The following is a 19,681-nucleotide window of genomic DNA, read 5'->3' as shown; positions in this document are numbered from 1 at the left end:
TGCATACAGGTTCACCTCATCGTTAGCGGAGCGTCAAATGCTCGGCAATAGGTCCCAGAACAAGGGCCGGAAGAAAGGTCAACGCCCCTATAAGGAGGACGGTGCCGATCAGAATGCCGTAGAAAAGCTTGTTATCCGTTCGGAAAGTGCCTGCCGTTTCCGGCACCCATTGCTTGCGCACGAGCGATCCGGCAACGGCCAGCATGGCGATCATCGAAATATAGCGGCCGAGCAGCATGACCAAGCCGGTTGTTATGTTCCAGAACGAGGTGTTGTCGGCGAGACCTTCGAAGCCCGATCCGTTATTGGCCGCCGACGACGTATATTCGTACAGCACCTGCGAGAGCCCATGGTATCCGGGATTCGATATCGAGCCTTTGCCCAGATCGGTCAGGAATGCGATTGCCGTCGGAACGAGAATGATGAACGGATGCGCCAGAATGGCGATCGCGATCAGCTTCATTTCGCGCGGCTCGATTTTGCGGCCGAGAAATTCCGGCGTCCGTCCGACCATGAGCCCGCAAATGAATACCCCGAGTATCGCGTACATGAGCATATTGACGAGACCGACGCCTTTGCCGCCGAACACGCAGTTCAGCATCATCTCGGCCAGCGGCGCCAGACCCCCGAGCGGAGTGAGCGCATCGTGCATGTTGTTGACGGACCCTGTCGTCGCCGCCGTCGTAACGGTCGTGAACAGCGCGGACTGCGGGATGCCGAAGCGGACCTCCTTGCCTTCCATGCTCCCTTGCGAAGCGTCGATTCCCATTGCGTTCACGGCCGGGTTGCCGCGCAGCTCCGAGAAGTACGTCAACGATAGGAACAGGACGAACAGAGACATCATCGCTCCGAAAATAACCCAGCCTTGCTTGCGGTTTTTAGCGAACAAACCGAACGTATAAGGAAGCGCGGCCGGCAGCGCCCACATGGACAAAATCTCGACCACGTTCGTCAGCCCGTTCGGATTCTCGAACGGATGCGCCGAGTTGACTCCGAAGAAGCCCCCGCCGTTCGTGCCCAGATGCTTGATCGATTCCAACGAAGCGACCGGGCCGATGGCGATTTGCTGCGCAACGCCCTCCAGCGTCGTAACCGATAAGGTTGCGGACAATGTCTGCGGCACTTGCAACGCCACGAGCAGCAGCGTCACGAGCACGGCGGCCGGAAGAAAGATTCGCGTATGAGCTTTGACGAAATCTTCGAAAAAGTTGCCTATCGTCCGGCCTTTGCTCGTAAGACCTCTTACGAACGCGATAGCAACCGAGAAGCCCGTGGCGGCGGACGTGAACATCATCATCGTAATGACAGCCATCTGCGAGAAGTAAGTCAATCCCGACTCTCCGCTGTAATGCTGGAGATTCGTATTCGTTATGAAGCTAATAATCGTATTGAAGGAAAGCGTCGCTTCCATCTCGCCGACACCGTTCGGGTTGAACATCAGAACCCCTTGCGCTCTCAGAATGAGATAACCGACCGCTACCAGCACGATATTGGTGAGCAGGAAGCTGAACGCGTACTTTTTCCACGACATACCGACCCGGTTTTTCAGCCCGATCAGCGCGTAAACGAGACGTTCGAACGGTCCGAAAATCCGATCCAGCCGATTCGGCTCATTCGAGAAAACATGATAGACATAAGTTCCGACCGGCTTGACGAGCAAGACCAACACGGCCAGAACGACGACGATTTGCAAAATACCCACCTGAGCTTCCCTCCTCTAGCGTAACCGCCGCATAGCTACGGCTTAAAATTTCTCCGGATAGACCAAAGCGTATATCAGATACAAAAACAGCAAACCGGCAAAAACCGATACGACGATCATTGAAGTCCGCCTCCTGTCTCTCCCGTCTCGCCGTCGTCCACGACCCGGTCGCACCAGATCGCGAATCCATAGAACAAGCCGAACGTAACGGCAAGCAATAGCGCCATATACAAATCCATCATGGGAAAGGAATACCTCCTTAACGTTGCCTTTTCATACCATCCCTCAGATTGGCGGGTTTAAATCAATCAGGCTTTGCGGGACCCGATATCGTCGCCGATCAGGAACGTAAAATCCGGCCCTTCGCTGTGAATAACGTAATCGGCGCCAAGTCCCTTGTAGACGAGTCTGGGATTGTGGCTGCCGGTCACGACGTAAATCGGCTTGCGCGTCCAGCTGCGGCAAATTTGAATGTATCGGCAGCATAGATTCAAGCTTTTTTCGAATAAATACACCTTGCCTATCGACGCTTCAGGTACGACCCAGGAGTTCTCCTTGGTCGTATTGACCACGATGATGTTCGGCGCTCCGAGCTCGGCGATGCGCTCGTACTCCGTCTTGTTATTGACGATGACCGCGTAGGGGATGCTTTTTCGCTGCAGCAGCTTCAAGAAGCTTTCCCCCGCGATATTCGGCGCCGAAACGAGCACCATCTCATGCTTCTCCATTTTTCGTTCTCCTCCCGATGAGTACCCGAAAGAAGGCAACAAAAAAGAAGCCACGGAAGAGGAACTCTTCGCGCGGCTTCCTTCGAGCGGCTTGAAACAAGCCGTTGTCTGAAAGTCCCGTGGACAAGTCGCCTCTCTCGGTACGCTTACGAGGTTAGCTGTCGGATTCGGGCTCAAGAGTAGCCCTACCTTCCCGATGGGAAGGATTCACCCCGTGGATACCGGCGTTGCGTTGCTTCGGAATGCTTGCGCAGCCCGATCCGGATCCGATTGGTTCCCCCGCTCTTTCGTCTGACGACGATAGACTCAGCGATAAAAGCCGTTGCTTTGTTGCTATAAGTGTTGATGTGTTGCGAAACTTGCGGTATAGCGAATGCAAGATGCTTAAGGATTCGGCCGGTGAGAGTCGTCCTACCCGGCATGCGGCTCCTAGTTGCCGCACGCGGGATTCATCCCCGATCAACGTCCCGGCGGCTCTCACACCGCAGGCTCGTTATCTCGTTGCTGAATCGAATCATACGCCCGCGGTCAATCAAAGTAAAGCAATCTTGAAATCGTTGGAAGTCCGTTTTCGGCGCCATGGGAGGATTGCATCGCTTACATTGGCCACAATCTCGATCATACTCTCTCTCGCTCACTATATATACGATTTTCCAAAATGATAGCAACCGTCTATGAATACTCCTTCCGTGCATATCCGCATTAAAAACGAGAAAGCAAGTCCGAGAGAATGCGGTTACTCGGAGCGCTTAAGAAACCTGTATTTCATGTAACTGAACGCCGTAAGAGAACCAATTAGCGGAATTCCGGCCTCAAACGGACATTCCATGAATTTACAAGACGAAGCGTCCGACGTATGATACGACTCGAATCGCTGAATTCTCGCGTTGCGGGAAGCGGGGGAACCAATGAATGCGGCGCAAGTCGAAGGGGTGAAGTCTTCTATTTTAGAAGGCGGGGCTAATCTTGAAGTCCTAATCCGGCAGCTAACCTCGTAAGCGTATCAAGAGAGGAGTGGACAAGCTTGTCCGAGGATCGATTATGCGGCATTCAGCTGTTCCAATTTAACAAGGAGGAGAATCTGGAGCCGGAAGCAAAAAAGGGCGACTGTCCCGTCTGCCTGCTGAAAATAGCGTGCGGACCGAATATCGGTTGGGGCGAGTGCGCACTGATCACAGACGGCAGATCCGTCGACCTGTCTGTCTGGGGATCGTTCCTCCAGCAGCTGAAAAAGTTAACCATCGCGGAGGCATTGGAGCTGCTTGAGCAGGAGAGGCCACACTGGGGAGAAACGAAAACGGAGCTTGTCCGCAAGGCGTTGACGGAAATCGTCCTGCACCGCGGGCAACAGCTCGATGTCAGCGCGCTGCTGGCTAGGTGCCGAGCCTACTATTCGGTAGTATAGCTCTGCCGCTTCGGCCGAACTTCGGGCGATGTGTGGGACGAGGTACCACCGTTGGCGCGCTTCGGCCGAGCGTCGGGCGATGTGTGGGACGAGGTACCACCGTTGGCGCGCTTCGACCGAACTTCGGGCGTTGTGTGGGACGAGGTACCACCGTTGGCGCGCTTCGGCCGAGCTTCGGGCGATGTGTGGGACGAGGTACCATTGTTGGCGCGCTTCGGCCGAATTTCGGGCGATGTGTGGGACGAGGTACCACTGTTGGCGCGCTTCGGCCGAATTTCGGGCGATGTGTGGGACGAGGTACCACCGTTGGCGCGCTTCGACCGAACTTCGGGCGATGTGTGGGACGAGGTACCACCGTTGGCGCGTTTCGGCTGAACTTCGGGCGATGTGTGGGACGAGGTACCACCGTTGGCGCGTTTCGGCTGAACTTCGGGCGATGTGTGGGACGAGGTACCACCGTTGGCGCGCTTCGGCCGAGCTTCGAGCGATGTGTGGGATGAGGTACCACCGTTGGCGCGCTTCGGCCGAGCTTCGAGCGATGTGTGGGACGAGGTACCACTGTTGGCGCGCTTCGGCCGAACTTCGGGCGATGTGTGGGACGAGGTACCACCGTTGGCGCGCTTCGGCCGAACTTCGGGCGATGTGTGGGACGAGGTACCACTGTTGGCGCGCTTCGGCCGAGCTTCGAGCGATGTGTGGGACGAGGTACCACCGTTGGCGCGTTTCGGCTGAACTTCGGGCGATGTGTGGGACGAGGTACCACCGTTGGCGCGCTTCGGCCGAGCTTCGGGCGATGTGTGGGACGAGGTACCACCGTTGGCGCGCTTCGGCCGAGCTTCGGGCGATGTGTGGGACGAGGTACCACCGTTGGCGCGTTTCGGCTGAACTTCGGGCGATGTGTGGGACGAGGTACCACCGTTGGCGCGCTTCGGCCGAGCTTCGGGCGATGTGTGGGACGAGGTACCACCGTTGCCGCGCCCGACTACTCCGCTTTCACCACGAATGGAACGGTGAACACGGCGCCGTCTCGTTGGAACTGTCCCCATATTTTATAGATTCCGCTCTCCGGAAAAGTTGTCATAAACTCCGCTTTGGGGCCTTTTGCCTTCTCGTCCACGGGGTGAACGTGCAAATATCGGCTCCCGTCCTCCGAAATAATGACGACATGCCCGACCGCACCCAAGTAGGGCTGGAGGTCATCGATGCCTTGCTTGGTCGCCGCATCGCGAATGTCGAACGTCAGCACCGCCTCTTCCTTCGCTTTGACGCTGCTAAGCGTAAGCTCGACTTCTTGGCCGTCGACCTGCCTAACCAGCTTGTCATCGACGGCAAGAGGCGCATGCTCGGCTTCCGCTCCCTCGACGTTCACCCACTCGCTCTTCGTCTCCTTCGTGCCGTCCGCCGTTACGAAATCGGCGAACAGCTTGTATTGACCGCCCGAAGGAAAACGAGCCGTCACCGTAAACGTCCCGTCACCCTTGTAGTCCGGGTGAATATGGGAAAAAGTAGCCAGATCGTGGTCGACGATAATGAGATGCAGCAGCTTTTCGTGATTTTCTTTAAATTCCTTCACGGGATTGCCCGCCGAATCCGAAATCCGAATCGTCACCGCCGAATCCTCGTTCGCCTTGGCCTTGCCGCCATCGAAGGCGAACGCAACCTGCGCGTACCCTTCGCCCGATTCCTCGTGACCGGAAGAGTGCTCCATCCCCGCCATCGAGCTATGGTTCTGCGTTTTTCCGCCGCACGCGGAGAGCAAGCTTATGACCAGCACCCCCGCTGCTGCCGCCTTAATAACCTTTTTCATAATCCATTCTCCATTCCTTAATCCCATTAACGTTTCACTTGAATACGTTGCAGACGAAGGGCGTTCAGAACGACAGACACCGAGCTAAGAGCCATAGCCGCGCCCGCTACCCACGGAGCCAACAAGCCGATCGCGGCGATCGGAATGCCGAGCGTATTGTACGCCAGCGCCCAAAACAAATTTTGCTTGATGTTCGCCATCGTCTTGCGGCTCATATAGATCGCGTCGGGAATGCTGGACAAGTCGCCGCGCATAAGCGTCACATCCGCCGCTTCCATCGCTACGTCCGTACCGGTGCCGATCGCCATCCCGATATTCGCCGTTGCCAGCGCGGGCGCATCGTTAATGCCGTCTCCGACCATCGCAACGATTTTCCCTTGCCGCTGCAACTTTTTCACTTCCTCCGCCTTGCCTTCGGGAAGAACCTCGGCCAGCACGCTGTCGATTCCGACTTGAGCCGCAATCGCTTTGGCGGTCCGCTCGTTGTCGCCGGTAATCATGATGACCTGAATTCCCATCTCTTTCAGCCGCCGCACCGCTTCCGAGGACGTCTCCTTGATCGTGTCCGCCACTGCGACCATGCCCGCATAACGACCATCTATCGCAACGAGCATCGCTGTTTTTCCCGCTTCCTCAAGCCGCGACATCGATTCATAAGCGCTTGCGGCGTCAACACCGTCCCGCTCCATCAGACGGCGGGTTCCGATCGCTACCGATTTGCCTCCGACGACCGCCTTAATGCCATAGCCGGGAATCGCTTCGAACTGCTCAGCAGCAGACAGAGCGATATTTCTGTCCGCAATGCCAGCGACAATCGCCTCCGCCAGAGGATGCTCCGAATTTTTTTCCGCCGTCCCTACTAAAGCAAGAAACTCATCGGTCTCACCCTCGGCCAGCACATCGGTCAATTCGGGCTTCCCTTTCGTCACTGTACCCGTCTTATCCAAAATAATCGCATCGATCTTGTGCGTCTGCTCGAGATGCTCGCCGCCCTTGAACAAAATCCCGAACTCGGCGGCGCGTCCGGAACCGGCCATAATCGAGGTCGGCGTCGCCAAGCCAAGCGCGCAAGGGCATGCAATGACCAGAATGGCGATCGCTTTCTCCAGCGCGTTAGGGACGTCGCCAGGCGTGACGAAAAAGTACCAAACGACGAAAGCGATAGCTGCAATCCCGACGACGATGGGGACGAAAATACCGGAGATGACGTCGGCTACCCGCTGAATGGGCGCCTTCGAGCCTTGAGCCTCTTCGACAACCTTGATAATTTGGGCGAGAGCCGTTTCTTTGCCTACTTTGGTCGCTTTGATTTGGAGCGCGCCGTTCTTGTTGATCGTAGCTCCGATTACGCTGTCTCCCGCCGTTTTCGATACAGGGAGGCTTTCGCCGGTCAGCATCGCTTCGTCCACCGAGGACGAGCCTTCTACGACAATTCCGTCGACCGGGATCTTGTCTCCCGGACGAACGAGGACGATATCTCCGGCGATAACTTCGTCTACCGGGATAGTTTGTTCGACGCCCTCGCGAACGACGAGCGCCGTCTTCGCCTGCAAGCCCATCAGCGATTTAATCGCTTCGGAGGTGCGGCCTTTGGCGAGAGCCTCGAACAGCTTGCCCATAATAACGAGCGTGATCAGCACCGCGCTGGTCTCGAAATAAAGCTCCGGACCGTGACGATGCATGGAGCTGTCCAGCGCCCAATCGACGGTCTGATACAGGCTGTAAAAATAAGCTGCCGACGTGCCGAGAGACACTAGCACGTCCATATTCGCGCTGCGGTTCCGCAGCGCCTTGTAAGCCCCGACGTAGAACTGACGTCCGATATAAAACTGAACAGGAGTCGCAAGGAGAAGCTGCAGCCAAGGGTTCATCAAAATGTCCGGCGTATAGAGCCATGACGTGAACGAAAAGTGACCGACCATCGTCCACAGCAGCGGCAACGACAGCAGAGCGGAGAGAAGCAATTTGGCTTTGTGCTTCTTGATTTCCTTCTCGCGATAGTCGCCGGAAGCGGCGGAGACTTCTTCCTTGAGAATCGCGCGATAGCCGAGCTGCTTCACCTTCGTCTGCATATCGTGGACAGAGACTTCTCCGGGGGAGAACTCAACGTGCGCCGTCTCCATCGCGAAGTTGACAGCTGCCGTCTTCACGCCGGGCAGCTTGTTCAGCCCTTTTTCGATTCGGGCCGCGCAAGCTGCGCAGGTCATGCCTTCGAGCTGAAAATCGACCGTTTCCTTGGCCGTGTCGTAGCCCAGCTTCCGAATGCTGTCCTCCAGCCGGCCAACGTCTACTTTAACCGGATCATACGTAACGCTCGCTTTCTCCAACGCGAAGTTCACGTTCGCCGCAGTCACGCCTTCGAGCTTGTTCAGCCCTTTTTCGATCCGGTTCGCGCACGCCGCGCACGTCATCCCCGTAATTTGCATGGTCGTTTGTTTCGTATCCTGCCCTTGAGCCGATTGCATGAAAAAGCGCCTCCCCTTGTTTCTCCCCCGACAGACCTACTGATTAAACGACGTCGTAGCCTTGCTCTTCAATCGCTTCCTTGATTTGATCGATTGTCAGCCGGCTGTCGTCGAAGGCGACGTCCACCGTGCCGGACGGCAAGTTGACTTTACCTTGGGCTCCCAACGTTTTCAGCGTGCCTTCAACGGAATTGACACAGTGGTTGCAGCTCATGCCTTCTACTTTCAGCGTTACGTTTTTCATTGTTCATCTTCTCCTTCGTTTTTCCTTATTTTTGAGTCCATATGAGAATATTATCCGTCTGTCTTGGTCTCATTATACCCCCCACCCCTATACAAGTCAACAAAAAATTAGTATACCCCCCTATAGTATTTTTAATGTATGCTTTGGAGGCTCCGAACTAAAAAAAGACCGTCGGCATTACCCGACGGCCTTCTTCGTGCACTCGATGGAGCGCCTCTATTCAACGGTTACTTCATCAGCTTGTTTACGGTCGTTAACAATTCCGTCAGCACTTCCGTATCGCCTTCCCGGATACGCTCCACGACGCAGCTCTTCATATGATGCTCCAGCAGCAGCTTGCCGACTCCGTTCAGAGCCGATTGCACCGAAGCGATTTGATGAAGAACGTCGTCGCAGTAGGCGTCTTTCTCGATCAGCCCCTTTAACCCTCGAACCTGTCCTTCGATCCTGTTAAGCCGGCTCGTTATATTGCGCTTGACGCTGTCGGAGTGATGGCTCTTCCGTTCCGAATGATCGGACGAGCAGCAGCCTTCCTCTTCCGTCCGTTGGTCGATAAGGTCCGTCCCTTCGCTCATTTCGCCCTCTCCTTTCGCTTACGTCCATTATACTCCCTCGCCCTATCCAAAAGTAGACGCAAACGAAAAGGCCGCCCAAAAGGTCCAAATACTTTAGACCCCCTGGACAGCCGCTTGATGATCCGGGAAAAATCAGTATGACGTGAAGCCGTATTTTACGAATACTTTTTGGGCTGCTTGCTTCTGCAAATAATCGTAGAACTCGTTCGCTTCCTTCGGATGCTCCGCTTCGCTAAGAACGGCGGCCGGATAGAGGATCGGCGTATGCGCGCTGTCCCAAATCCGAAGCGCGATACGGACTTTCGAAGAGGTAAGAGCATCGGTTTTGTATACGAAGCCAGCTTCCACGTTGCCGGTCTCTACGTATGTCAGCACCTGGCGGACGTCTTTCGCGAATACGTATTTGTCGGAAAGGGTATCCCACACCTCTCGCGTCTGCAGCGTCTCCTTGGCATATTGCCCTGCGGGAACGCTCTCGGGCTGGCCGATGGCGATTTTTTTAACTTTTTTATCCGTAAGCAGCTTGACCGTATTGAACTTCAATTTCGAATCGGCAGGCACGACGAGCACCAGCTCGTTCTTGAGCAGCGTTGTGCTCTTATCCACCAGCTTCTTATCCTTCAAAGCGTCGACCTGCTTCTGCCCCGCCGATAAGAACAAGTCGGCCGGAGCCCCCTGCTCGATCTGCTTCTGCAAAGTTCCCGAAGCCCCGTAATTGAACAGCAATTCGACATCGGGATGAAGCTTTTCGTAATCGGCGGCAATGACTTCAAGGCTATCCTTCAGGCTGGCTGCCGCGGAGATGACGATCTCCGTCTTTGTCGCGGCTTTGGCCGAATAGACAGGTTGAAACGCTACGATTGCCGCAGCCAGCAAGACTAACGCTGACGATCTCCATTTTTTGATCATGCATCTCATTCCCCTTCCATTTTTTTATATTTAGTTATACCTAAATATCATTAATTATAACTAAACATAAACAATATAATAGATCGGATAACGATATGTCAATCTGAATATGTGAGAAAACATGACACAAAAAGCCGTTTTGCAGGAACTGTCCCTAAAGCACGTCACCTTATCTACATAACGAGAGCCTTGATCCCCCTAAAACGGAGGGACCAAGGCTCTCGTTTCTCGCTATTTTCAAGCTTGTTCCTGCGAAGTCCGTCTGCGCCCAAGCAAAGCCATGCACAATACGAACCCCGCAACAGCCAAGGCCGCCATAATCCGATAAAGCCAAGCACCCCCCAGCTCGTCCAGCAGCCAACCTCCGATTCCCGAGCCGATAATGCCCGATACGCCGAAGAATAACACCGTAACCATCGTCTGTCCCGTCGATTTCCATTCCTCCGGAACGATGGAATATAAATATTGCAGCGCCCCCACGTAAAACAGCACAAAAGTAAATCCTTGAAAGATCTGAAGTCCGACAAGCTCATAAGGATCCGTCACGAACGAGCTTAGCAAAAATCTTACGGCATACAAGCCCGCCGCAATCGTCATCAGCAGCCCTTCCCGGCCCGGCCGGATCAGTCGGGAGCTTGCCGCGAACATGATCGTCTCCATGATCGTCATGACGAACCACGACATTCCGGTCAGCCTCATCGATCCGCCAAGCTCATCCATGTACAAGCCGATGAATATATCGTTCATTTTGTGCGGAATCGCCACTGCGAAGACGACGACCAGAAGTGCAATCGTATCTCGTTTCAACAAAAAAGAACGCAAATGCCGCACAAGCACAGGCTTCGCCGATGTCTCCACGTCCGCAAGCCCGAAAGCGAGCAACAGCGCCAGCAAGCCCGCGCCTGCGAAAATCCATGCTAAGCTATCCATTCCCCATTGCGCCAAAACGCCTCCGGCCAGCAATGACGTTATCGCATAGCCGAGCGCGCCGAACATCCTTACCGATCCGTAAGATACCTTTTGCGCCTGCGTCGTTCGAAAATTCAAGCTCTCCACCAGCGGGTCCGTCGGAAGAAAAAACAGATTCATCAGCAGAACCGCCGGCAGCAAGCTCCACAGGTGAACCGATTGGAACAGGAAGCTTCCAGACAAGACGGACAGCAGAATCAAAAGCAACAGCACTTTGCGAACCGTACGATATTTGTCGCTGATGACTCCCCAAAAGGGCTGCGATACGATACAAACGACGCTTCCCAGCCCGAGAATGAAGCCAAGGTGGGTTTTCGATACGCCAACCTTGGCCATGTACACCGGCAAAAACGAAATGAACAGAGCAAACATCGAGAAATAAAAGAAATTAAAGCCCTTAAGACGAATCGTTGCGTTCATGGCGGCGAGCGGTCTCCTTCGGATATAGCGCCTCTGCGTACGCTTGTTGCCGTTTTATTTCATTAATTTATTAATCGTTACCAGAAGCTCGTCGATAACCGCGCTTTCCCCTTCCTGGATTCGTTCGATAACGCAGCTTCTCATATGGCCTTCCAGCAGCAGCTTGCCGACGCTTCCCAGCGCCGATTGAATAGCCGCAATCTGATTCAACACGTCGTCGCAATACGTATCCTTTTCGATCATTCCTTTGACGCCTCTAACCTGGCCTTCGATCCGGTTCAGTCTTGTCATCAGGTTCGCTTTCATCTGGTCGGAGTGATGGCTCTTTCTTCCCCGTCGTGCTCATCGCCGCCGGAATGACAAGCGGCTTCTTGTTCGTTATCGGTTGGCATCATCATTCTCATCCCCTGTCTCGTAAGCTTCTTGTCTTCACTATATACCCCCCACAGGTATTGTCAAGCGCAAACCGCCGTTTTGTGGCATAATCAAAACAATAAGCAAAAACAGACCCATCGAATGGAGAGTGGATACCGGCATGACCGCCGCAACGACGACAACAGCCCGCTCTGTCTGCCCGTTCGACTGCCCGGATACGTGCAGCCTGAGCGTGACGATCGAAGACGGGCGCATAACAGCCATAGACGGCGATTCGGAGCATCCCGTTACCCAAGGGGCCATCTGCAACAAGGTCCGGCATCTGCACGAGCGGGTATATCATCCGGAGCGCCTTCAATACCCTATGAGACGAAAAGCAGGAGCCGGAAAAGGCACGTTGGACGGCTTCGAGAGAATTAGCTGGGACGAAGCGTACGAGCTAATGACGGCCCGAATGCGCCATACGATCCGGGAGCACGGCGCCGAGGCGATTTTGCCCTACAGCTTTTACGGCAATATGGGCATTCTGAATGCCGAAGGCATGGACCGGCGGTTTTTCCACCGGCTTGGCGCAAGCCGGCTGGATCGGGCCATCTGCAACGCGGCCGGCTCGGCGGGATACCGGTATACGATGGGCGGCTCTTTCGGCATCGACCCCGAAGATACGGTTCACTCCAAGCTTATTCTCGTATGGGGCTGCAATATCGTGTCCACGAACATGCATCAGGTCGTCTATGCGACCGAGGCGCGAAAAAGAGGCGCCCGCATCGTCCATATCGACGTGCACCGGAACCGCACTTCCGCTTGGGCCGACGAATTCATCGCCGTCCTGCCGGGCACGGACACCGCGCTTGCCCTTGGTTTGATGCACGTTCTGATCAAGGAAGGGTTGACGGACAAGAAGTTTCTGGCCGCGCATACGGTCGGCTACGAAGAGCTTGCGGCGAAGGCAGCGGAATATACGCCGGAACGAGTGTCCGGCATTACCGGCGTGCCTGCGGATAAGATCGTTGCGTTGGCCCGGGAATACGGCGCGGTCTCCCCCTCGTTCATTCGCATCGGCAACGGGCTTCAGCATCACGACAACGGCGGAATGGCCATTCGCACGATCGCTTGCCTGCCTGCGCTGACCGGCCAATGGAGCATTCTTGGCGGCGGCGCGATCAAGGGCAACAGCGGGTACTCCGAATTGAACAACGACGGACTCGAGCGCCCGGATCTCCTGCCTGATCCAAACGTGCGAACGATCAACATGAACCAGCTCGGAGACGCTTTGCTGGATGCCGAGCCTCCCGTACGGATATTGTTCGTCTACAATAGCAATCCCGCTTCCGTAGCGCCCGATCAGAACCGCGTGCGGCAAGGGTTGATGCGCGATGACTTGTTCACGGTGGTGCACGATCTTTTTCTGACGGATACGTGCCGATATGCCGATTTGGTGCTTCCTGCGACGAGCCACTTTGAAAATCCGGACTTGTACGCTTCTTATTGGCATCTCTACATGCAGTTGCACGAGCCTGTCATCGAGACGATCGGGGAATGCAAGTCGAACTTCACGCTGTTCCGGGAGCTGGCGCTGCGCATGGGCTTCGAGCCGGAGCTGTTCGATCTGACGGAGGAAGAGATGATTCGGGAAGCTCTCGACTGTCCGTCCAACCCGAGTCTTGCGGGCATCACGTATGAAAAGCTGGCGGCGGAAGGCTGGGCGAAGCTGAATCTTGGCGGCTCGCTGTCGGCCGTGCCGGGGCGGCTGCCCACATCCTCCGGCAAAATCGAGCTGTATTCCGAGGCGATGAAGCTCGCGGGACTGCCTCCGGTCCCCGAGTACGAGCCGATCGCGAAGGAGGAGGAGCCGCTGCCCTTCCTGCTGGTGACCGGGCCGAACCATAGCTTTATTAACTCGACTTTCGGCAATCAAAGCCGATTGGCCAAGCTTGAAAAGCGGCCTGCGTTGCACATGAACGATGCCGACGCGGAGACGCTTGGCGTCCGGACAGGCGACCGGGTCATCGTCCGCAATGGACGGGGCGAGGTGCGGATCGCCGTCAAGGCGGGCGCCGACGTGCTGCCTGGCGTGCTTGTCACGCAAGGCTTGTGGTGGGAAGAGGGCAACGAGGGCGTGCAAGCGATCAACACGTTGACCTCTCAACGATTAGCCGACATGGGCGGCGGAGCGACTTTCTTCTCCACCCGCGTCGAAGTCACGAAAGGAAGCTGCTAGGATGGCGCGCAACAGCAATAGACGTTTGTTGACGGAAGCGGATTTTGTGGAGGCGTTGGAGCGGGGAGCGCGGCTGCGAGTGTTTCAAGACGATCATATCGTCAGCACGGGCGGCGTCATCGTTCGCTTCGACGACAGCACGGTTGTCGTGCAGTCCGGTGTCGGCGACATCGATTACTTGTCGCGAACGGACTGCGAGTTTTTCGAAATGAGGAGTCGCTGACCGATATTGGCTCCCTTGCCGCCGGAATGTGCGGGAGCTCGTACCACTGTGGCGCAGTCGGCCGCTCTTTTCGCCGAATGTGCGGGAGCTCGTACCACTGTTGCGCCGCTGGGCACTCTTTTCGCGGAATGTGTGGGAGCTCGTACCATTGTTGCGCGGTCGGCCGCTCTTTCCGCCGAATGTATGGTAGCTCGTACCACTGTTGCGCGGTCGGCTGCTCTTTTCGCGGAATGTGTAGGAGCTCGTACCACTGTTGCGCGCCCCCACACACTTTCCGCCGAATGTGTGGGAGCTCGTACCATTGTTGCGCGGTCGGTTGCTCTTTTCGCCGAATGTATGGGATCTCGTACCATTGTTGCGCGGTCGGTTGCTCTTTTCGCCGAATGTGTGGGAGCTCGTACCACTGTTGCGCGCCCCCACACACTTTCCGCCGAATGTATGGGAGCTCGTACCATTGTTGCGCGGCTTCCCACTCTTTTCGCGGGATGTATGGTAGCTCGTACCACTGGTGCGCGGCTGCGACTCGTCACTCCCGCTCAAGGGCCAGCCCGCCCGTAACCGGGTTGCTAAGCAGGATGCGCGCCTCGAAAGGCTCGCCGCCTTGACCGCCGCCCGCACCCGTGACGGCCCCCGCGCCAAACTTCAGCTTGCCCGTCTTGCCTTTCTCGACGAGGCTCTTCACCATAGCGTCGGTCAGCGTGCGGCCGAAGCTTTCCTTCCACACAACAAACCCGCAGCCTGTCTTGTAGTTGCTGCACCCGTAGCCTTTGCGCCCCATGAAAATCCGGCCGCCGCAGCCCGGCCGAGGACACGCCGCGATCGTACCGTCCGAAGGCTTGTCCGCAACGGCGGCGCTGGCTTTCGGCGCGCCTCCCGCGCGAGACGATCCGCCCCCTTGCGTAGCTTCTCCCGCATCGACAGCAGATCGTGCGCTCTTGCTCCCCGCCGCCGCACGAGTGCGCTTGCCCGCCGCCGGCTCCGGCTTTGCAAAATCGGTCTTGGCCGCAGGCCGCTGGTAGTGAACCTTCTCGATAATTTGGCGCGTGAACTTTTTCACGTTGCCCATGAACGTGTCGGCCGAAGCTTGCCCGCGGGATATTTCGTTCAATCGCCGCTCCCACTGTCCCGTCATCTCCGGCGAAGTGAGCAGCGCGACTCCCGCGCCCCGAATAAGCTCTACTGCCTTGCGCCCTTTAGGCGTAATGCGGATCTGCTTGCCCTGCATGTCCACGTAGCCGACCTGCTTCAGCCGCTCGATGGTTGCAGCGCGAGTCGCCGGAGTGCCGAGCCCGGAATCCTTCATCGCATCCCGCAGCTCCTCGTCCTCGATCTGCTTGCCCGCGCTCTCCATCGCCTTCAACAGCGTCCCCTCCGTGTAATGCTTCGGAGGCTGCGTCTCCTTCTCCTTCACTTCAACGTCGACGCATTGCACCGGTTTGGCGGCATCGAGAGAGAAGGGAGCGTCCGTCTCCTCCTCCTCCTCCTCTTTTTCCTTGTCGGCGTCTTTTCCTTTCGCCTTCGCCTTATCCCCCGCATCCCCTTCGTTCAGCACCTTCCACCCGATCGAAAGCAGCTGCTTCACCGTCGTCTTGAAGGTTTCCCGTTCGACCTCCGTCATGACCGTATGAACCTTGTATTCCGCCGGAGGATAAAAATGCGACAAAAACCGCTTGACGATCAGATCGTAAAGCTTCCTTTCATCCGGACTGAGCCCTTGCGGCTTCTTCACCGTTGGAAGAATGGCATGGTGGTCCTCGACCTTGGTCGCGTTGCACACGTTCCGGTTGCCGGTATGAACGAGCTTCTTGTTCGCGCCTTGCACGAATTTGTCGTAGTCGGAACCTCTTAGCGCGTCCAAGGCGCGATGCATTTCCGGTATATTTTGCTCGGTGACATAGTTGGAGTTCGTCCGCGGATAAGAGATAACCTTATGTTTCTCGTATAGCGTCTGAGCCGTATCCAGTGTCTTCTTGGCGGAAAAGCCGAACTTGCCGTTAGCATCCCGCTGCAGCAGCGTCAGATCGTACAGCTTCCAAGGATACTCCTTCGTGTCCTTGATCTCGTAGCTGGCGATCGTACCGGGCTTGCCCTTTACTTTCGCCTCGATCGCTTCGGCCTTTTTCCGGTCGGTCATCCTTTCGCCTTGCCACAAGCCGCGATACCCGGTAGACTCCTGCTCGAACTTGGCCGTCACGTCGTAGAACTTCAAGCTGTCGAACGCCTCGATCTGCTTATGTCGATCGTAAATAAGCGCCAATACGGGCGTCTGAACACGCCCTACCGACAGCAGCTCGTTATGCTTCGTCGTAAACGCGCGCGAGCCGTTCATGCCAATAAGCCAGTCCGCCTCGCTTCTCGCTCTCGCCGCTCTCGTCAAGTTGTCGTATTCGGCGTCGTCCTTGAGCTGATCGAACCCTTTGCGAATCGTCTCCGCCGTCAAATCGGAAATCCACAGCCGTTTCACCGGTTGATTCAACTCCAGATGCCGGCGAATAAGCGAAAAAATATGCTGCCCCTCCCGCCCGGCATCGCACGCGTTCACGAGAGTATCGCACCGTTCGGCCAGCTCCTTGATAACGTGAAGCTGGTCCTTCGTCCTCGGATTCGGCAGCAGCTTGAACTCGTCCGGAATGATGGGCAAATCTCCGAATCTCCATTTTTTATACTTTTCGTCGTAGAGGTCCGGCTCCGCAAGCCCGATCAGATGGCCGATCGCCCACGAAATAATGTAGGTGTCGCCTTCCAGGTACGTTCGTCTATTTTGCGCCTTCGGCTCGATAACGGCCGCGATATTGCGTCCCATATCCGGCTTTTCCGCGATGATCAACGTCTTCAACAGGCTCGTTCCTCTCCGCTCAAATAACACCCCCGGCAGACAGAAGGCCGTCGACCGGGGTGGGCTTCACCACAGATTCTCTTTCCTCGAATCATACCATGAAGCCGATCTTTGTGCTATATTTTAGGTGCAAAACGACAACGGACAACTGACAAAGGGGTGCGCCAAAATGTTCCATTTGGAGGACATCAACTATGTGGCGGTGCTGGCCGCGACCGTGGCGACGATGATTCTCGGCTTTCTTTGGTACTCGCCGATCCTGTTCGGCGGCGCCTGGATGAAGCAAATCGGCAAAAAAGCGGAGGACATGTCGGGCGGAGGCCCGCTGACTTACGTTCTAACCGCGGCAACGGCTCTTATCGGATCGTGGATTCTCGCGGCCATCGTCACTTTGACGGACGGAACCGTCGGCGCGGGAGTCATCGCCGGGCTGCTCATTGGTATCGTCGTATCGGCCAAAATCGGCATGAACTATTTGTTCGAGGGACGCAGCGGCGGCCTTTTTATCATTACGAGCGGCTATCACGTCGTCTCCTTTCTCTTGTCCGGTCTCATCATCGGAGCCATGTAAACGCGAGGCTTGACGGCATCCGGCAAGGTGCGGTATAGTCTACGCAAACCACAAAACCGAAACGCTTACGAAGGAAGCACCCGTAAGAAAAGGCGAGCGATCGCCCTTCTTGCGCGGTGCTTTTTTGTCGTATCCGTCGGATGCTGCCCGCGTTCGTTCGGTATCCGAATCATCGTAAGCGAATTCGAAAGGAGTCGTTTTTTTCAATGAACACGGCAAAATGGACGTCCGCGCTGATCGTGTCGTTAATTCTGTCCGCTCTCGCGGCCAACCCTATCGCTTCCGCCTTTTCCATCCGGTACGACTCGTCGGTCCGAGCTTCTTTGAACAAGCTCCCGCAGCCTTCGAAGCCAATCGCGCTCTATACCGATGCGATCGGCTTGCAGCAGCAGTTGGACGGCATCGACGGACGGATTGCCAAGCTTCATGCCGAGAACGAGCAGGCTCTGCTCGGCGTACGCCAACGAATCAAGCTGATCGACGCCGGCAAGCTAAGCAGACTGGACGCTCAAGCTAAACAAGCTAAACAGCGTTACCAGCCTTTGTTCGACGACTATCGGGCAGCGAACCAGCAGCTTACGGCGGCCAAATATATTCCTGGCAAAGAGATCAAAGCGGTGCTCCGTTTGAAGGCGGATCTCATGAAGCCGGCGGTCCAGCTCGCGCGGCAAGACATTCGAGCGAAGGAAGCCGCGCTCAAGGAAGCCAAAGAGGCAACCGCCAAAACCGTCAAAAAGATTAAAGACGTCCTCGGAGGAATAAGCTCGTCGAAGGCGAAGATTCAAGCCGAGAAAGCCGCGGCGGCTATCCCCGCGAAGCATCTGTCCTCGGCCTGGAGCGCCGCAGGCAAGTCGCTCAAAAAAGCGGACTCCAAAGGCGTGACGGAAGCGTTATCCGATCTCAACTCCTTGTTCAAACAGACCATTGCCCGTAAACAAGCGATCCAAGCGCTCGAAGTCCAAATCGGCGGTATTATTGCCAAGGCGAATTCTCTGATCCCGGCCTAGTGTCGAATGGGCAAGGCGGCAAGAACGATTCTTAATCAAACTTTAATATGACGTTCATACGCCCATAAGGTTCTTCCAGTAAGATATTGCTTGTAACCTTAAACCTTTGTCATACGTAGTATTGGAGACAAGCGTGCTTGAATGAGGAAACGAGGTGTGCAATGAACCCGAAACAATGGCTGCTCAGCAGCACGATGGCAGTCGCCATCGCCATCGGCAGCAGCACGACTTGGAGCGACGATGCCAAGGCAAGTCCCCTAACGTCCAAAGAAGCCAAACTCCCGACTACCATCTCGAACATAGCCGCACCGACGCAGGATCATTTGCTTCATCTATTGGGCGCGACAGAGGACGAGCTGTACGATGCCTTATATAACGAGAAATCTCTTGCCGAACTGGCCGCCAGCAAGCAAGTCGAAGTTAGCCAAATCATCGAGCTTCAAGTCGCCGAAATGACGGAGCAGCTGGAAGCTCGCCTGTCGAGCGGCAGCTTGTCCCCTGCCGCTTACGAAGCCCAAAAATCGGAGCTGACGGAAATCATTACGAACAGCGTATATGGCGGATCGCAAGGATAAGCGACCTCTCCGATGCGTACAAAACGGCCTGACGGCAACACCGAGAATGATCGGCTGCCTTCAGGCCTTTCTCATCTTTGCTTAAAACAAGTTGACAAACCGATTATGATGTAACTATAATTGTTACAAGAGGAGGGCGGAGACGATGAAAATAAGCAGTCGATTTTCGGTAGCCGCTCATATCCTGTCCCTCCTAGCCACCAGCCGTCCGGAAGATTGCACGTCGGAATTTATGGCCGGCAGCGTCAATACGAACCCCGTCGTCATTCGCCGGATCATGGGTATGCTTCGCAAAGCCGGATTGATCCATGTCCGTCACGGAGTGGGAGGCGCCTCCCTGCTCAAAGGATTGGACGAGATCTCCTTGCTTGATGTCTACCGGGCGGTCAATTCCGTCGGGGAGGGCGAGCTGTTCCATATCCATGATAAGCCGAACCCGAACTGTCCTGTCGGATCGAGGATTCAAGGCGTCCTGGAGCTTGTGCTGTCCAGAGCGCAGGAAGCCATGGAATCGGTTCTGTCCGACATCACGATGGAGGAAGTCGTCAACGCTCTCAACTTGAAATCGGGTTGAGGTTGTTTTTTGCCTCACATGTAACAATAACAGTTACATGTGGGCGGCTATCGATTCCGGAATGGCTTATGGCAC

General features: G+C 55.8%; 17 protein-coding genes, 1 pseudogene and 2 riboswitches. Of the genes and pseudogenes, 7 read left to right on the top strand and 11 right to left on the bottom strand.

Annotated features, from left to right (window positions below):
* Positions 1-22 precede the first annotated feature (22 nt).
* The 3 genes from kdpA to D3H35_RS15600 form a co-directional block, all read right to left on the bottom strand.
* The gene (kdpA, locus tag D3H35_RS15610) at positions 23-1,702 is read right to left on the bottom strand and encodes a potassium-transporting ATPase subunit KdpA (RefSeq protein ID WP_119150207.1); all 1,680 of its coding nucleotides are present in this window, start codon (positions 1,700-1,702) and stop codon (positions 23-25) included.
* 116 nt (positions 1,703-1,818) lie between these two features.
* Complete coding sequence (locus D3H35_RS33570) at positions 1,819-1,944, bottom strand: hypothetical protein (protein ID WP_267901396.1); 126 nt, start codon at positions 1,942-1,944, stop codon at positions 1,819-1,821.
* Positions 1,945-2,010: 66 nt separating this feature from the next.
* Positions 2,011-2,430, bottom strand: a complete 420-nt coding sequence (locus D3H35_RS15600; RefSeq protein WP_119150206.1) for a hypothetical protein — start codon at positions 2,428-2,430, stop codon at positions 2,011-2,013.
* Between the two features lie 127 nt (positions 2,431-2,557).
* Positions 2,558-2,752: riboswitch (cyclic di-AMP (ydaO/yuaA leader) on the bottom strand.
* Positions 2,753-3,292: 540 nt separating this feature from the next.
* Positions 3,293-3,447, top strand: a riboswitch (cyclic di-AMP (ydaO/yuaA leader).
* A gap of 7 nt (positions 3,448-3,454) precedes the next feature.
* Between D3H35_RS15600 and D3H35_RS15595 the strand changes: the two genes are divergently transcribed.
* Positions 3,455-3,835 carry a hypothetical protein gene (locus tag D3H35_RS15595; protein WP_119150205.1) on the top strand — a complete coding sequence of 127 codons (381 nt, stop codon included), beginning with the start codon at positions 3,455-3,457 and terminating at the stop codon, positions 3,833-3,835.
* 982 nt (positions 3,836-4,817) lie between these two features.
* Here the strand turns inward: D3H35_RS15595 and D3H35_RS15580 are convergent.
* The 7 genes and pseudogenes from D3H35_RS15580 to D3H35_RS15550 form a co-directional block, all read right to left on the bottom strand.
* The gene (locus tag D3H35_RS15580) at positions 4,818-5,642 is read right to left on the bottom strand and encodes a hypothetical protein (protein ID WP_233567956.1); all 825 of its coding nucleotides are present in this window, start codon (positions 5,640-5,642) and stop codon (positions 4,818-4,820) included.
* Positions 5,643-5,668: 26 nt separating this feature from the next.
* Positions 5,669-8,107, bottom strand: a complete 2,439-nt coding sequence (locus D3H35_RS15575; RefSeq protein WP_119150202.1) for a heavy metal translocating P-type ATPase — start codon at positions 8,105-8,107, stop codon at positions 5,669-5,671.
* A gap of 43 nt (positions 8,108-8,150) precedes the next feature.
* Positions 8,151-8,351, bottom strand: a complete 201-nt coding sequence (locus D3H35_RS15570; protein WP_119150201.1) for a copper ion binding protein — start codon at positions 8,349-8,351, stop codon at positions 8,151-8,153.
* 227 nt (positions 8,352-8,578) lie between these two features.
* Positions 8,579-8,926, bottom strand: coding sequence for a metal-sensitive transcriptional regulator (locus D3H35_RS15565; protein WP_119150200.1), 348 nt, complete (start codon positions 8,924-8,926; stop codon positions 8,579-8,581).
* Between the two features lie 132 nt (positions 8,927-9,058).
* Positions 9,059-9,835, bottom strand: coding sequence for a molybdate ABC transporter substrate-binding protein (modA, locus tag D3H35_RS15560; protein WP_119150199.1), 777 nt, complete (start codon positions 9,833-9,835; stop codon positions 9,059-9,061).
* 237 nt (positions 9,836-10,072) lie between these two features.
* Positions 10,073-11,224 (bottom strand): MFS transporter, encoded by a 1,152-nt coding sequence (locus D3H35_RS15555; RefSeq protein ID WP_119150198.1) that lies wholly within the window; start codon positions 11,222-11,224, stop codon positions 10,073-10,075.
* A 54-nt stretch (positions 11,225-11,278) separates the two neighbouring features.
* Positions 11,279-11,554, bottom strand: a pseudogene (locus D3H35_RS15550) (metal-sensitive transcriptional regulator); the annotation flags it as partial.
* Between the two features lie 205 nt (positions 11,555-11,759).
* On the opposite strand from D3H35_RS15550, the gene D3H35_RS15545 reads away from it, so the two are divergent.
* On the top strand, positions 11,760-13,820 hold the full coding sequence (locus D3H35_RS15545; protein ID WP_119150196.1) for a molybdopterin-containing oxidoreductase family protein: 2,061 nt from the start codon (positions 11,760-11,762) through the stop codon (positions 13,818-13,820).
* Between the two features lies 1 nt (position 13,821).
* On the top strand, positions 13,822-14,043 hold the full coding sequence (locus D3H35_RS15540; protein ID WP_119150195.1) for a hypothetical protein: 222 nt from the start codon (positions 13,822-13,824) through the stop codon (positions 14,041-14,043).
* A 526-nt stretch (positions 14,044-14,569) separates the two neighbouring features.
* Here D3H35_RS15540 and D3H35_RS15535 read toward each other — a convergent pair.
* Positions 14,570-16,879 carry a type IA DNA topoisomerase gene (locus D3H35_RS15535; RefSeq protein ID WP_119150194.1) on the bottom strand — a complete coding sequence of 770 codons (2,310 nt, stop codon included), beginning with the start codon at positions 16,877-16,879 and terminating at the stop codon, positions 14,570-14,572.
* A gap of 169 nt (positions 16,880-17,048) precedes the next feature.
* Between D3H35_RS15535 and D3H35_RS15530 the strand changes: the two genes are divergently transcribed.
* The 4 genes from D3H35_RS15530 to D3H35_RS15515 all read left to right on the top strand — a co-directional run bounded on the left by D3H35_RS15530 (position 17,049) and on the right by D3H35_RS15515 (position 19,606).
* Positions 17,049-17,450 (top strand): DUF1761 domain-containing protein, encoded by a 402-nt coding sequence (locus tag D3H35_RS15530; RefSeq protein WP_119150193.1) that lies wholly within the window; start codon positions 17,049-17,051, stop codon positions 17,448-17,450.
* 206 nt (positions 17,451-17,656) lie between these two features.
* Complete coding sequence (locus tag D3H35_RS15525) at positions 17,657-18,457, top strand: hypothetical protein (RefSeq protein WP_119150192.1); 801 nt, start codon at positions 17,657-17,659, stop codon at positions 18,455-18,457.
* A 161-nt stretch (positions 18,458-18,618) separates the two neighbouring features.
* On the top strand, positions 18,619-19,032 hold the full coding sequence (locus D3H35_RS15520) for a hypothetical protein (protein ID WP_119150191.1): 414 nt from the start codon (positions 18,619-18,621) through the stop codon (positions 19,030-19,032).
* A gap of 145 nt (positions 19,033-19,177) precedes the next feature.
* Positions 19,178-19,606: an Rrf2 family transcriptional regulator gene (locus D3H35_RS15515; RefSeq protein ID WP_119150190.1), complete on the top strand. Its 429-nt coding sequence runs from the start codon at positions 19,178-19,180 to the stop codon at positions 19,604-19,606.
* The last annotated feature ends 75 nt before the right edge of the window (positions 19,607-19,681 follow it).

Source organism: Cohnella faecalis (assembly GCF_003570905.1).
Taxonomy (GTDB): Bacteria; Bacillota; Bacilli; order Paenibacillales; family Paenibacillaceae; genus Cohnella; species Cohnella faecalis.
This window is presented reverse-complemented; position numbering and strand designations above follow the sequence as displayed.